General features: G+C 42.6%; 14 protein-coding genes and 1 other annotated feature (1 of these 15 running past the window's edge). Of the genes, 3 read left to right on the top strand and 11 right to left on the bottom strand.

Annotation, left to right across the window (positions count from 1 at the left end):
* Window positions 1–184 precede the first annotated feature (184 nt).
* Window positions 185–628, top strand: coding sequence for a S1 domain-containing RNA-binding protein (locus tag QUF78_RS19250; RefSeq protein ID WP_034308861.1), 444 nt, complete (start codon window positions 185–187; stop codon window positions 626–628).
* 125 nt (window positions 629–753) lie between these two features.
* On the opposite strand, the gene minD is transcribed toward QUF78_RS19250, so the two are convergent.
* The 10 genes from minD to QUF78_RS19300 form a co-directional block, all read right to left on the bottom strand.
* The gene (gene minD / locus QUF78_RS19255; RefSeq protein WP_289315481.1) at window positions 754–1,557 is read right to left on the bottom strand and encodes a septum site-determining protein MinD; all 804 of its coding nucleotides are present in this window, start codon (window positions 1,555–1,557) and stop codon (window positions 754–756) included.
* A 2-nt stretch (window positions 1,558–1,559) separates the two neighbouring features.
* Window positions 1,560–2,243, bottom strand: a complete 684-nt coding sequence (minC, locus tag QUF78_RS19260; protein WP_063232834.1) for a septum site-determining protein MinC — start codon at window positions 2,241–2,243, stop codon at window positions 1,560–1,562.
* Between the two features lie 115 nt (window positions 2,244–2,358).
* Complete coding sequence (gene mreD, locus QUF78_RS19265; protein WP_289325915.1) at window positions 2,359–2,877, bottom strand: rod shape-determining protein MreD; 519 nt, start codon at window positions 2,875–2,877, stop codon at window positions 2,359–2,361.
* Window positions 2,874–3,746 (bottom strand): rod shape-determining protein MreC, encoded by an 873-nt coding sequence (gene mreC, locus QUF78_RS19270; RefSeq protein WP_289325916.1) that lies wholly within the window; start codon window positions 3,744–3,746, stop codon window positions 2,874–2,876. Before mreC ends, mreD begins: the two co-directional genes overlap by 4 nt.
* A 188-nt stretch (window positions 3,747–3,934) precedes the next feature.
* The gene (locus tag QUF78_RS19275; protein WP_034308871.1) at window positions 3,935–4,954 is read right to left on the bottom strand and encodes a rod shape-determining protein; all 1,020 of its coding nucleotides are present in this window, start codon (window positions 4,952–4,954) and stop codon (window positions 3,935–3,937) included.
* Between the two features lie 148 nt (window positions 4,955–5,102).
* Window positions 5,103–5,777, bottom strand: coding sequence for a RadC family protein (gene radC, locus QUF78_RS19280; RefSeq protein ID WP_289318324.1), 675 nt, complete (start codon window positions 5,775–5,777; stop codon window positions 5,103–5,105).
* Window positions 5,778–5,834: 57 nt separating this feature from the next.
* Window positions 5,835–6,404 (bottom strand): Maf family protein, encoded by a 570-nt coding sequence (locus tag QUF78_RS19285; RefSeq protein WP_289325917.1) that lies wholly within the window; start codon window positions 6,402–6,404, stop codon window positions 5,835–5,837.
* A 189-nt stretch (window positions 6,405–6,593) separates the two neighbouring features.
* Window positions 6,594–7,562, bottom strand: coding sequence for a hypothetical protein (locus QUF78_RS19290; protein ID WP_289325918.1), 969 nt, complete (start codon window positions 7,560–7,562; stop codon window positions 6,594–6,596).
* A gap of 306 nt (window positions 7,563–7,868) precedes the next feature.
* Window positions 7,869–8,621 carry a prepilin peptidase gene (locus tag QUF78_RS19295; protein WP_289325919.1) on the bottom strand — a complete coding sequence of 251 codons (753 nt, stop codon included), beginning with the start codon at window positions 8,619–8,621 and terminating at the stop codon, window positions 7,869–7,871.
* 472 nt (window positions 8,622–9,093) lie between these two features.
* Complete coding sequence (locus QUF78_RS19300) at window positions 9,094–10,377, bottom strand: bifunctional folylpolyglutamate synthase/dihydrofolate synthase (RefSeq protein WP_289325920.1); 1,284 nt, start codon at window positions 10,375–10,377, stop codon at window positions 9,094–9,096.
* 99 nt (window positions 10,378–10,476) lie between these two features.
* On the opposite strand from QUF78_RS19300, the gene QUF78_RS19305 reads away from it, so the two are divergent.
* The gene (locus tag QUF78_RS19305) at window positions 10,477–11,418 is read left to right on the top strand and encodes an ATP-grasp domain-containing protein (protein WP_289325921.1); all 942 of its coding nucleotides are present in this window, start codon (window positions 10,477–10,479) and stop codon (window positions 11,416–11,418) included.
* The gene (locus QUF78_RS19310) at window positions 11,387–12,229 is read left to right on the top strand and encodes an ATP-grasp domain-containing protein (protein WP_289325922.1); all 843 of its coding nucleotides are present in this window, start codon (window positions 11,387–11,389) and stop codon (window positions 12,227–12,229) included. Before QUF78_RS19305 ends, QUF78_RS19310 begins: the two co-directional genes overlap by 32 nt.
* An 80-nt stretch (window positions 12,230–12,309) precedes the next feature.
* On the opposite strand, the gene QUF78_RS19315 is transcribed toward QUF78_RS19310, so the two are convergent.
* A complete protein-coding gene (locus QUF78_RS19315) occupies window positions 12,310–14,961 on the bottom strand; it encodes a valine--tRNA ligase (protein WP_289325923.1) in 2,652 nt (883 codons plus the stop codon).
* Between the two features lie 44 nt (window positions 14,962–15,005).
* Window positions 15,006–15,012, bottom strand: a binding site (T-box leader) (it continues 223 nt past the right edge of the window).

Genomic DNA, 15,012 nt, shown 5'->3' on the forward strand with positions numbered 1-15,012 from the left:
CCTGAATTTATTGACAGAAAAATATTTTTTTGATGATAAATTAACCAGAAACTTATGAATTCCCAAGGTGATTTGGGCATCGAATCAGAAAAACGAATAATTGGGGAAAAATCCAATTGATATTGTTCCCCTGAATTTGTTATAATAAAGTGGTTTTAACATTATTGAGGGGGAACATTTTTTTATGTCAATCGAAATAGGCAGCAAAGTACAAGGTAAAGTAACAGGTATCACTAATTTTGGAGCATTCGTAGAATTACCAGGAGGCTCAACAGGTCTTGTGCATATCAGTGAGGTAGCAGATAGCTATGTAAAAGACGTAAATGACCATCTTAAAGTAGGCGACCAAATTGAAGTAAAAGTGATTAGTGAGAAAGACGGAAAAACTGCCTTGTCCATCAAAAAGGCTATAGATAGACCCGAAGGGCAAACCTCTTCTTATACCAAACGCCCACCACGCCAAGGGGATAGCCGTTCTAAAGATTTTCGTTCAAAAGGTAATTTCCAACCAAAGGAAAATTTCGAAGATAAAATGGTTCGCTTTTTAAAGACTAGTGAAGAAAATTTATCAACTCTTAAACGCAGCACCGAATCAAAACGCGGCGGCAGAGGCGGAAGACGCGGATAACCCGTTGGATTTCAGCATATGGATAAGGCAAGCCAGGATATGGCTTGCCTTTTTTATTTTACATGTTCAGCATAAAAAAAAGCGAGGGCATCAAGTGCTCCCGCTTCTAAATATGGAATATAGATTTACCGCACGCTAAAGAATTTTTTCAATTTGGACATGAAGCCTTTAGGTTCGCCGCCAATTGGAGTCAAGGGTACAGATTCACCTAGGATCCTCCTGGCAATGTTCCGATAGGCAAGCGAGACTCTATTGTCCGGATTATAGGCAATGGGTTCCTTTTTATTGGCTGCCACAATGACTTGGTCATCATCAGGAATGACGCCGATCAAATCAATTTTAAGAAAATCGGCAACTCCATCGATATCCATTTCTTCATCCTCATGAAGCAAATGGCCACGTATCCGGTTGATGATCAATTGAGGCGGTTCAATATGCTCTTCTTTTTCAAGCAGGCCAATGATACGGTCTGCATCCCTGACAGCCGGTCTCTCTGCAGTCGTAACGATGATCGCTTTGTCTGCCCCAGCTATGGCATTCCTGAAGCCCTGTTCAATGCCTGCAGGGCAATCAATGATGATATAATCATAGTCAGGCTTCATATCACTTATGAGTTTCCTCATCTGCTCTTCATCAACCGCTGATTTATCACTATTTTGTGGAGCTGGAAGCAAATAAAGCAAATCCTCGAAATGTTTATCTTTAATAAGCGCTTGGTGTATCTTACAGCGCCCTTCGACCACATCGACCAAATCATAGATGATGCGATTTTCCAATCCCATGATCACATCCAAGTTCCGAAGACCAATATCCGTATCAATCAAGCAAACCTTTTTGCCTAGAAGAGCTAAAGATGTTCCTAAATTGGCGGAGGTGGTCGTTTTCCCGACACCACCCTTACCGGATGTTATAACTATTGCCTCTCCCACGATTAGAGACCCCCTTCTAATCTATTTAAATTAGGTCTATATTTCTTTAAGACTTGCAGTTTTTCTATTATGATATTTTCTTCTTCATCCATGAAGGCACATTCCAAGTCATGTCCCCATTTCGTATATTGGTCAGGAGATAAATTCACTTGTCCGGCAATGCGCAGCTGGGCAGGCTTCATGACAGAGGCAGCTATAATGGCCTCATTATTCCCTTTATATCCGGCATGGGCTATTCCTTTTAGCTGTCCCATGATATATATGTTGCCACCCGCACGAACCGTTCCGTCGGGATTGACATCCCCTATTAGCAGTAAGTCTCCGGGAACTTCAAAAACCTGTCCCGACCTTATCACCTTGGTCACGGTCGTCACTTGGTTTTCATCTTTCCATCGTTTCGCTTCATCCTTCGTCAGGACATTCGAAATCATCTCATCTACGAAAAGCTTCTTCTTTTTATGGATGACCTCTTTAATCTTTTCTTCTTGTTGTTCATCAAGATAGCGGTTCCCTGTATGTACTTTTACGGAAATGGACGGGTCATTTTCTTGAAACTGATAGTTTGCCGAAAGCTTCACTTCTAACTCTTTCAATAACTCGGAAAATGAGCAAGAATCATCGAGATGAAGCATAAACCCGTCTTTTGTTCCCTTAATCATGACATTTTGCTGAATTCTTTTATTCATGACGTTTGTTTCACCTCAATGAAATATAATTCGACATAGGAAAACAAATTTCCTTTTTCTACGTACACGGAAAAGAGAAAATACATTTCCTCCTGCTTCTTAAGACACAGGAACGTTATTCCGTTTCTCCCTGTAAATCAAGCTTTTCAATCATTCTCTTTAAAGGGTAGCAACTGATAATAATGAATGCGAGATTCAATAATAATGTCGGCAGCAATCTTCGTTCCGCAAATTCACCAAATCCCATATCTGCAAAAGAAAGGATGATATTCATCTGAAAGATGACAACCTCTAAAACTGCCGTGAATAAAAACGCAGTAAGGCAGGCAATCAATATATTATTTTGCAGGATTTTCATGCATTTCGATATCAGATAGGCAAGAAAAGGCAGCAGGAACATGTAAGTCCCAAGGATTTCCGTATATACGACATCATAAGTCAACCCAAGAATCGCCCCATAAAGCATACCCATTTTCCTGGACCCGAACATGGTCAGGAAAAAAACGAAAACCATCATGAAATGGGGCACGAGGATTTTATCGGCCCCGAATGCATCTCCAGCGAACATCTGGGCGAAGATGCTTTCAAAAACAAAAAAAACCAAGGCTATAAAAGAAAGGATGAAATATTTCACTCAGCTTCATCCTCCCCTTCACTTTCTTTCGGTGCACCGTCCACTTCGCGCTGAACGACCATAACATTGTTAATATCATAAAAATCCGTCGAAGGTTCAATATATGCGGTCTGGTTCAACCCATATTGATCCACTTTGACATCGACAACCTTCCCGATCAGCAGACCTTTCGGAAAAATCCCTCCATAACCGGATGTGATGACCAATGAATTTTTCTTGATCTTTTTATCGTAAGGAATACGTTTCATCAGCAAAAGGTTCTTCTTATCATCGAATCCTTCAATCAAGCCATATGCTTTATCATCGCCTTGAACGATGGCTGAAACACGATTGGCTTTATCGATCGAACTTAAGAGTTGAACCGAAGCAGTGAAATCCGTCGCTGATTTCACCTTACCCACTAATCCATTGGAAGTGATGACAGCCATATTTTTTTCTACCCCATTACGCTTCCCTTTATTAATCGTCAGCATTTCATGCCAGCGGTCAGGATTACGTCCGATGACCGTCGCCTGAGTGGGCGAATACTTCCGCAGGTCATCTTCTTTTTTGAGGTTATCGCGAAGTTCTTCATTTTCTTCTTTTAAATCTTGGACTTGGGTTTTCAATAATACATATTCATCCAAGCGGGCTTTCAATTTTTTGTTTTCATCGTATGTATGTTGAAGGTCTTTTAAGCCCCCTACAAAACCTGTTATACCCGATACTGGCTTATTAAACACATTTCCGACCCAGCCTGTCGTATCTTTCAGGAATTGCTCCGGCCATGTCAACTCTTCTCTTTCTCTTAATGAAAAACCGATCAATGCCACGAGAACGATAATACTAACGAGCAAGAGAAGGAGCTTTTTATTAAAAAACTGTGGCATGATAATTGCACCTCTATCTAAAAATTTACTCCATGGTAATGGTCTAAAAATTTACTCAATGGTCTAAAATTTACTCAATTATCTTGTTCATCCAGACCAAAAAACAGTTAAATTAAACAGCAAAACATAAGAAAAACCGGCTCAAAATTGCACCTTTTGTTGAGCCGGCCCTATTTGAGAAGTAATGCTTATCGGGAATCTCTTGATTTAGTCTTGAACAAATGAATGTGGTCCAACGCTTTACCCGTTCCGATTGCAACACAATCCAGCGGATTTTCAGCGATGATTACCGGCATTTGCGTTTCTTCACTGATGACTTTATCCAAATTGCGCAGCAAAGCACCCCCACCTGTCAATACAATACCTCTGTCCATGATGTCAGCGGCTAATTCAGGTGGTGTTTTCTCTAAAGTGTTTTTCACGGAATCCACAATTGCGGAAACTGTGTCGCTTAATGCTTTGGATATTTCCTCAGCAGTAATTTCGATCGTTTTCGGTAATCCAGTCAATAGGTCACGGCCGCGAATTTCCATGTTTTCTACGCCTTCCGTGTCTCCAGCAGAACCAATTTCCATTTTAATAGCTTCAGCAGTACGCTCACCGATCATCAAATTGTAGTTCTTACGGATGTAAACGATGATGGCATCATCCATTTCGTCACCGGCAATACGGATGGATTGGCTTGTTACGATTCCGCCAAGTGAAATGATTGCCACTTCCGTTGTTCCTCCGCCGATATCAACGACCATGCTGCCTGTAGGTTCCCAAACAGGAAGGTCCGCCCCGATCGCTGCTGCAAACGGTTCTTCGATAGGGTATGCATCACGGGCTCCAGCTTGTCTAGCTGCATCGATGACAGCACGCTGCTCAACTGCCGTAATTCCAGAAGGCACACAAATCATGACATATGGCTTGTTGCCGAATACGCCCTTCTTTTGAGCTTCCTTCATATAGTACTTCATCATGGTAGCCGTCGTTTCATAATCGGCAATTACCCCGTCCTTCATCGGGCGAAGGGCAACCACGTTACCAGGTGTACGGCCAATCATGTTTTTCGCATCGTTTCCGACTGCAACGATTTGCTTTGTATCTGTTTGCACAGCTACAACCGATGGTTCACGTACAGCAATCCCTTTTCCTTTTACATATACAAGCGTATTCGCCGTTCCTAAATCAATCCCTATATCTCTAGCGCCAATTCCAAACATTATGGTATCTCCCTTTCGTAAACAAAAATGCCTTTTTATAAGTTCAAATAATAATTTGTCGTTTTTTGACAATAAGAGTTTTGAAAAAGTTTCCTCTTTTAAAAATCATAAACAATATTATATCGTATCGTCAAAAATTTTGATAGTGTCATAAATAACCTTTTTCCTTCAAACTAACATATTTATGTTCCCCGATAATGATATGGTCCAATACTTCGATCCCGATAATTTTACCACATTCGACTAATCTTTTCGTCACTTCAATATCTTCTCTGCTGGGAGAGGGGTCTCCGGAGGGGTGGTTATGAAGACAGATGATAGAGGCAGCGGACCTTCTGAAAGCTTCTTTAAAAACCTCACGCGGATGCACGATTGAGGCATTGAGGCTGCCGATGAAGACCGTAGTTTTTTGTAGCACTTGATTTTTCGTATTTAAATAGAGACAGACGAAATGTTCCTGTGACAAGAACCGCATTTCTTCCATGCAATAATTGGCCCCATCTTCAGGAGATCGAATCACATAACGGTCTTGATCATTCAATTTATTAATTCTCCTGCCAAGTTCGACTGAGGCCAGGATTTGAATCGCTTTCGCTTCACCAATCCCTTTCATCACGGTCAGTTCTTCCACTGAAGCTTCTTTTAGCAGGCGCAGGCCCTTGAAGGAATTGATGAGCCTGCCGGATAGTTGCAGAACGGATTCTTCCCTCGATCCCGTCCTCAAGAGCAGTGCAAGCAATTCTTGATTGGAGAGACTTTGCGGTCCGTCCTGCAAAAACCTTTCGCGCGGCCTCTCTTCTTTCGGGTAATCCCGTATTAACATTTTTTCACTCAAAAAATCCACCCTTCCTTAGAAAGGGAAGATGCCAGAGGAAATCCATTATCCTAAGTCTGCCTGCATTGCTTTAAGTTCCCGGGCCAGTCTTGAAACCGGAAGCCCGACGACAGAGAAATAGTCGCCTTTGATCTGTTCGACAAGAAGAGATCCGTATCCTTGAATCCCATAGCCGCCAGCTTTGTCAAAGGGTTCACCGCTATCCAGATAACGTTCGATTTCAGCATCTGGCAACTCCCAAAATGTCACTTCCGTTTTTTCTGCGAATACTCTGCGATGCCTGCCGAATAGGATGGCGACACCAGTGTATACTTCATGTGTCCGTCCTGATAGCATTTCCAGCATTCTTTTTCCATCCGCCCGGCTTGTGGGCTTACCCAATATCTCACCATCAAGGACAACAACGGTATCCGAGCCGATAACCCAGCTTTCCTGAAATTTTGCTGAGATGGCTTCCGCTTTACGGGAGGCCAGCTCTTTCACAGCAGCATCCGGACACATGTTTTCATCAATACTTTCATCGACATTGGAATTCATGCATTCAAAGGGGATTTGAAGAAATTGTAGAAGTTCTTTACGACGTGGTGATGAAGAAGCTAAAATCAATGGCTGCATAATAAAAAAGTCACCTTTCTTTACATAGGGAGATACATATCTATCCTATCAAATTATGGTGCAATCCACAATTATTGTTTACTAGGAATCGACAAATATCTGTAAGTATTTCCCGGAGAATAAAAAAAGTGTAACCTGAGAGTTCAAAAAGGGAGCTTGTCCCATTAGGCAGCTCCCCTTTTTCTTTACTTAACTCGATATGTTTTGGTAATTCAATAAAAAATCAAGAAGACTTTCTTGAGCCTTGAATAGCTTTTCTTCCTTTTTGGAAGTCTCATATTCATCAATCGACTTTGCCGCAGCAGTCAAGTCATCGTTCAAATTCGAAAACTCCGGCGATAATTTCCCCGCCTTCAGTTCATCCATGTTTTTTTTCAGGGTTTCTTCGTTTACCGTCCCTTCCTTTCCACGAAGCTTGGTTGAAGATGTTTCTGCCAATGAAGCATATACTTCCATCATCTTGTCGAGGGTTTTCTCATCTTCCTGGCTTGTCCCAGCAGCTTCAAAATTGATTTCCTTCCAATATACGTCCACATCATAGGACTTTAAGAACAAGGCCAGCTCCTTACTTGCAACTAGACTCTCTGCCGATCCCAAGAATAAATAATAGCTGTCTTCCAATTTGAAAATTTCAGCTGGAACCTGCTTTTCAATGATTTTCTTTTGTATTTGCCTTGCCGCATCCTCGCTGCTGAATACACCTCCCTGTACAAGGAATGTCTTCAGTTGGGTACCTGGTTCTTTCACTGCCGTTTTTTTATCCTCAACAGTAGCTTCCGTTGGAATCGTGGTCTCGACCGAAGATACTGCGGCTTTTTCCTTTGTTATCGTTTTAACGGCAATCAAGCCAAGAATCGACCCAAAAAAAACAGCACAAATGACGGCGATCATGAATGTCTTGATCGGTCTTTTATCCGAGCTTTTCAGCGAACTGGTACCAAAACCGATCAGCTTTGGCAATTTCTTCTTTGGAGGTGTGGGAACCAATACGATCTTGTTCTCATTTGAATCCTCAGGGAGTATCCATTCGAAACTCTCATCTGGATGTTCCTGTTCCTCACTCGCCGCCTCTTGACTTTCAATCTTTTTATCGGCAAATACTTTTTCTTCCCCATTTATTTTAATCGTGACGCCCTTGCTTTGTTCCGGCTTGCCCAATTTTTTTCCTCCTCTCCAGGTCATTTTTTTCATCCTATCATAGAGGTAAAAAAAAATAACAAGACTTTTGTCGTCTTGTCATTAATAGGTTTCGTCAAATTTCCCTATTCATATCCCGTTAACCAAAAGGGCCTTCCAGGTACTGGTACTTCTGGTTCATAACATTTTAATATCGCCTCTCAACAATTACATGCATTCCTCTTCCATGTCACCTTCACTTGCAGCCGCATGGGGATAGTTCCCTACTGCCTCATTGTTCAGGTGATTTTTGACAAATTCCCCGTAAACTGTGATGGTCCTTTAAGCTCATCTTAGAAAAGTTACATACCAATATAAAATGGAGTCGCCCCAAAAATAGGCAGTCAATGTCCCAAAAACGATATACGGACCGAAAGGAATCAGCGTTTTCTTTTTTAGAATTCCGGTTAGCAACCCTATGATGCCAAGGAATGCCCCATAAAAGCACGCAAAAAGGAATGATAACAGGACCATCTTCATCCCCAATGCAAAGCCAATCACTGCAAAGAGCTTAATATCACCGCCACCCATGCCCCCCTTACTCACAACAGCGATTAATAGCAGAAGGCTAAAACCAACCGCTGCTCCGAAAATTGAATCCCACCAGGGTGACAGCGGAAATGAAACCCTTAAAACCATAAAAATCACCGTAAAGAAAAGCAGTATTTTATCAGGTATGAGCATATAGGCTACATCAGACACCAAGATGATCATAAATAATGAAATCAATGTCCAGGCAACCCAGAGTTCACCAGACCAGCCAAGAAATATGGGAGCTGAGGCAAACAAAACACCGGTCAGCAATTCCACTACCGGATAAAGGAGGGAAATCCTTGCTTTACAGCCCCGGCATTTTCCGTCTTGCAACATATAAGAAATAACCGGTATCAACTCGAAGAAGGTCAATGTACGCCCACAAGATGGGCAAGCGGATCGACGATTCGCAAATGGATTATTTGCTGGAACACTTAAACCGACGACGTTAAAGAATGAGCCTAAAATTAAGCCCAGGACGAAGAGATAGAAATGGATACCCATCATTTATACAGAGTGCACGAGGATTCGATTCACTTTCGTTGTATCTCTAAGGTCATGTCCCATTCCTTTCACAGGATATGCGACTTTGTCATAATCATTTGGGTTCTTCATGATTATTCATTCCTCCCATATTTCATTTTCCCTACCCGGCTCTGCTTAAAGCCGTTAAGTCCAAACTACTATTCAGAATCAATATATAAACATATTTTAACAAATATACGCGGTGTTTTGTTATCAATCACTCTATTAGATTTTTTTCTTTTTCGAAGTCCCTGTTAAATAGAAATGAGCTGTCCTTCTTAAAAAGGGAAAAGGACCATTGAAAAGGTCCTTTTTTTGAGACTGTTACTGATGTAAGTTAATTAATCACAATCGTGCCTCTGCATATGGAGAAGAAAAAATAACCAGTTCACCATCTATCCATTTAGCATTCTCTATGGAGGTACCACATCAATCATCATCCACTTTGAATTTTTTAACTTTCAGATAGAAATCCCCTCACAAGTGAAAGGAAATGAAGGGAACCTGTTATGACAAGAACCTCTTTCTCCCCTGTTTTTCTTCTGCCTTCCCTTATCGCCGTCTGCCAATCCTTGTTTATTGTTTTATTTTCATGATGACATTCTTCATAAAGTGTTTGAGCATCCGCCGCCCGTTCATGTTCGAATTCGGTAATGATGATTTCAATCGTTTCCGTTTCCAGTCCTCGAAGCATCTGGGAATAATTTTTATCTTTAAATGAACTGAATATGAACCGGTACTTATATTCAGGATAATTCAATTTTAGCGTTTCCATCAATACATCGATGCCGGCAGGATTATGTGCACCATCAATGATCACCAACGGCTCATCCGATATTTTTTCAAAACGCCCCTCCCATTTCGCCTCCCCTATCCCTTTAAGGATGCTTTTTTCATCGATATTTTCCATTCCTACCAGGACAGCAGCAATGGCCAGTGCCGCATTCTCGATTTGATGACGTCCCAACATCTGCATTTCCACATTTTCGATGGACCTATCGGCAAGCGAAAAGGAGAAACTTTGTCCTTGCTCACTTTGCTTCACATTCCCTACATGAAAGTCTTTGCCTAATTGGTAATGGGGGACGCCTAATGAAGATGCTTTTTCTTCGATTACTTTTGCTGGTTCCCAAGCGTTGACTCCGCTGATGACCGGCGCCCCGCTTTTAATGATGCCCGCCTTCTCTGAAGCAATTTCCCCAAGTGTGTTACCCAGGATGCTCGTATGTTCCAAAGAAATCGAGGTAATGATCGAAAGAAACGGCTGGATGACATTCGTTGTATCGAGCCTGCCTCCAAGCCCTGTTTCCATCAAAACCAAATCCACTTCCTTTTTGCTAAAATAAGAGAATGCCATCGCAGTCAATATTTCAAACTGAGTGGGACCATCCCCCTTATTGTCCATCTCTTGGATGAACGGCCACAGCTCGCGGAAGGCAGCGATAAAATCCTTATCACTTATTTCATCCGCATTTATCTTCAGCTGTTCATTCATCCGCACTAAATATGGTGAAGTGAAGGAAGCGACCCGAATCCCTTCAGCAAGAAGGATTTCTTTAATATATTGCAAGGTTGATCCTTTCCCGTTTGATCCTGCAATGTGAATATACTTTAGCGCCTTATGGGGGTCACCCAATTCAGTTAACAATGTTTCCATTCGTGATAGGCCAAAATTCATGCCCAATTGAACTTGGCGCCGTTCAAAAAAATGATTGATGTCTTTCATGGTTGTTACCATTAATCATTGAGCCTCCTCTTTCTTTATACCGCTCTTATGCGTTAAGATTATTTTATCAATATATGAACGATTAACCTAGATGAAAGGTAGTGTTTTACCATGAAACCTTCAGATCTCCACTGTTGGATTGTCGTTAACGGCTATTTACAGCATGATAAGTTTTCCAGTTTAGCTTTCTTCATTAAAGAAGCGGCTGAAAGGAAAGAGATCACAGCAACCCTTATCCGCAATTCAGATCTTATTCCCATAATCGAAAAAGGAGTGCCGCTAATTAAAGGAGCCTTTGATATGCTGCCTGATTTTGTTCTGTTCATGGATAAAGACATTCATTTGGCACGCCATTTGGAATTGCTCGGCATCCCCGTATATAACAGCAGCACGGCAATCGATATTTGCGACAGTAAAGCAAAAACACATCAAGCATTGGCCAGTCATGGCATACCGATGCCAAAAACCTTGTTTCCACCTTTCACGTACGAAGGTATTGAAAGGGTCAATATGGATGCCTTCATACAAATCGGTATTGAACTTGGGTATCCACTTATCGTTAAGGAAGCATACGGTTCTTTTGGGGAACAAGTATATTTGATCCAAACAGAGGATGAGTTACTAAAGACCATCCGCATACTTGGCCACAAACCATTTATCATTCAGGAATTCATCGAACATAGTAAAGGACGGGATATTCGTGTGAATGTCGTCGGCAATCAAGTCATAGCAGCGATGCAACGCCATTCCGAGAACGACTTCCGAGCTAATATGACTGTCGGTGGTCAGGCTGCCCCCTATACACCCACTAGGGAAGAAGCACAACTTGCCATCCGTTGTGCGGAGATACTAGGTGCCGACTTCGCTGGCGTCGATTTGTTGTTCGGTAAAGAGGGGCCGCTTTTGTGCGAAGTGAATTCGAATTCGCATTTACTAAATATTTATGAATGTACTGGCATCAACATCGCTGAGAGCATGTTTGATTATATCTTGAACAAATTAGGAAAGGGAAGTGCATCTGATGAAAAAACAAGTAGGTTGGTTGATTTATAACCGTGAGGATGCCGTGAAAAATCAAGGATACATAGATTGGATGCTTGACGAAGCCAGTAAGCTTGATCTTGATTTACACTTTTACCATCGGGAAGACCTTAGAATCGGTCATCGTTCCAACGAATTGTACGTGGAACATGCAGCTCAGCCAATTGCATTGCCAGACTTTGCTATCGTCCGGGCCATCGATCCTTTTCTAACAAGGCAACTGGAGCAAATGGGGATTGCCTGCTTTAACTCCTCATTCGTATCGGAAATCGCGAATGACAAAGCAAGGACGCATCAATATTTGTCCTCGATGGGAATTCCAATGGCCGATACCATATATTGCAACGGAAAGCCGAATGCCGATGACATGGAGTTCCCTTTCATTGCTAAAGAAACGCGTGGCCGCGGCGGGAAACAAGTATATTTAATCGAGCATGCCGATGATTTGGCCGAACTGAATGACGGAAATTGGATTGTCCAAAAACCCGGCTTATTCGGAAAGGATATCCGCGTTTTTGTAGTTGGTAAAAAAGTGAAGGCTGCTGTACTTAGGGAATCCGCTTCAAGTTTCAAGGCAAATTATACGCTTGGGGGATCGGCTTCCATATATGAGCTGACCGCTTCCGATTTAGCCCTTGTAGAAAGAGTTATCGAAGCGTTTGATTTCGGTCTGGTCGGGATCGATTTCATATTTGCCGAGGATGGCAGCCTCATGCTCAACGAAATCGAGGATGTAGTCGGCAGCCGGACATTAAGTGCACTAAGTGACATCAATATCGTATCGGAGTACCTTACATTCATAAAAGAAAGTCTATCCTCCTAACGGAACATTTGATTTTCGAATCAATGTCGTCCAACACAAAAAAGGATGAACCGGCATATTAGCTGGTTCATCCTTTTGTTTTACAGTTGTTTCAGTTCGCTGATCCTGTGGATCACAGAGTCGCGTTTTTCGCTATAGTCTTTTTCTTTAGCACGTTCTTCTTCAATGACGCTTGCCGGCGCCTTTTTAACGAAGCCCTCATTGCCTAATTTTTTCTGTACGCGTTCAACTTCTTTATTAAGTTTGTCGAGTTCTTTTTCAAGACGTTTCACTTCTTCGTCGATATTGATCAGCCCTGTCAGCGGAAGGATTAGTTCTACGCCAGTTACGACAGCTGTCATGGCTTGAGCAGGTTCTTCGACTTCGATACCGATCGTCAATTGTTCAGGATTACAGAAACGCTCGATATAACTGCTGTTTTTCTTTAACGTTTCTAAGATGGACTCATCTTTCGCTTTTAAAATCAAATTGATTTTTTTGCTTAGCGGCGTGTTCACCTCAGCACGGATATTACGGACGGCGCGGATGATTTCAACAAGCAGCTTCATTTCCTCGGCTGCAGCTGTATCTGTCAATCCTTCATTTACTTCCGGCCAAGCGGCAACAGTGATCGACTCACCTTCATGCGGAAGGTTCTGCCAGATTTCTTCGGTAATGAATGGCATGAACGGGTGCAACAATCTCATCGTATTATCCAGTACATAAGCCAAGATCGAGCGCGTCGTTTTCTTAGCCGCTTCATCTTCGCCATATAACGGAAGCTTCGCCATTTCAATATACCAGTCACAGAAATCATCCCAAATGAAGTTGTAAAGCACACGGCCGACTTCACCGAACTCATAACGGTCAGCGAGTCTTGTCACGTTTGAAATCGTTTCGTTCAAACGTGTCAAAATCCATTTATCGGCTACAGATTTTTCACCGCTTAAATCGATTTCGTCATACGTCATGCCATTCATGTTCATTAATGCAAAACGGGATGCGTTCCAAATTTTGTTGGAGAAGTTCCAAACCGCTTCCACTTTTTCCGTGCTGTAACGAAGGTCCTGACCTGGTGAGCTGCCCGTTGATAAGAAGTAACGCAGCGAATCGGCACCGTATTGATCGATGACATCCATCGGATCGACACCGTTACCAAGCGATTTACTCATCTTGCGTCCTTGTTCGTCACGAACAAGACCGTGAATCAGTACATCTTCAAATGGACGTTCGCCCGTGAACTCAAGTGCTTGGAAAATCATCCTTGAAACCCAGAAGAAAATGATATCATAGCCTGTCACTAGCGCTCCTGTTGGGTAGTATCGTTTGAAATCGACGCTGTCTTTGTCAGGCCAACCCATAGTCGAGAACGGCCATAAAGCCGAGCTGAACCATGTATCCAGAACGTCTGTATCTTGTTCCCAGTTTTCAGCATCCGCAGGCTCTTCATGTCCTACATACACTTCACCTGTTTCTTTATGGTACCAGGCTGGAATGCGGTGACCCCACCAAAGCTGACGGGAAATGCACCAGTCGCGGATATTTTCCATCCAACGGAGATACGTTTTTTCGAAACGATCCGGTACGAAATGAACTTTTTCCTCATCGGATCCTTTTTGAAGATCAACGGATGCATCAGCTAGAGGCTGCATTTTTACGAACCATTGAGTCGATAGATATGGTTCAACAACAGCACCGCTTCTCTCTGAATGACCTACTGAGTGAAGGTGATCTTCGATTTTGAAGAGTACTCCCTCTTCCTGAAGGTCTTTGACGATTTGTTTACGGCATTCAAAACGGTCCATACCTTCATATTTACCGGCCTTTTCATTCATCGAGCCATCTTCATGCATGACAAGGATACGCTCCAAATCGTGACGGTTCCCGATTTCGAAGTCATTAGGATCATGAGCAGGAGTAATTTTAACCGCGCCTGAACCGAATTCCATATCGACATAGTCATCACCGACAATCGGGATTTCTCGGCCTGTAATTGGCAAGCGAACCTTTTTGCCGACTAAGTGTTTATACCGATCATCTTCAGGATGTACAGCAACCGCAGTATCGCCAAGCATCGTTTCCGGACGGGTGGTGGCTATTTCAATTTCACCTGATCCGTCAACTAACGGATATTTCATATGGTAAAATGCACCCTGTACATCTTTGTAAATAACCTCGATATCGGATAACGCCGTTTTCGTTGATGGATCCCAGTTGATGATGTATTCGCCGCGATAAATCAAGTCCTTCTTATAAAGCGAAACGAACACTTCGCGCACTGCTTTTGAAAGCCCTTCATCAAGAGTGAAGCGCTCACGGGTATAATCAAGTCCAAGACCCAGCTTTGACCATTGTTCACGGATATGGCTCGCGTATTCCTCTTTCCATTTCCATGTCTCTTCCACGAACTTTTCACGTCCAAGGTCATAACGGCTCACGCCTTCCGCACGAAGTTTCTGTTCAACTTTCGCTTGAGTGGCGATACCGGCATGATCCATGCCCGGCAACCATAAAACATCATAGCCTTGCATCCTTTTCATGCGTGTCAATATATCTTGAAGTGTCGTATCCCATGCATGGCCAAGATGCAGCTTACCAGTCACGTTCGGCGGGGGGATGACAATCGTGTATGGTTCTTTTTTATCGTCACCCGTCGTTTCGAAAAACTTCCCATCAAGCCACCATTTGTAGCGGCCTTTCTCTATCGTCTGCGGATCATATTTAGTCGGCATCGAAATTTGGTTCTCTTCCATATCATTTCCTCCTTATTTGGGCATAAAAAAAACTTCCATCATCACAAAAGG

This window comes from Peribacillus sp. ACCC06369, from assembly GCF_030348945.1.
In the GTDB taxonomy this organism is placed as follows: domain Bacteria; phylum Bacillota; class Bacilli; order Bacillales; family DSM-1321; genus Peribacillus.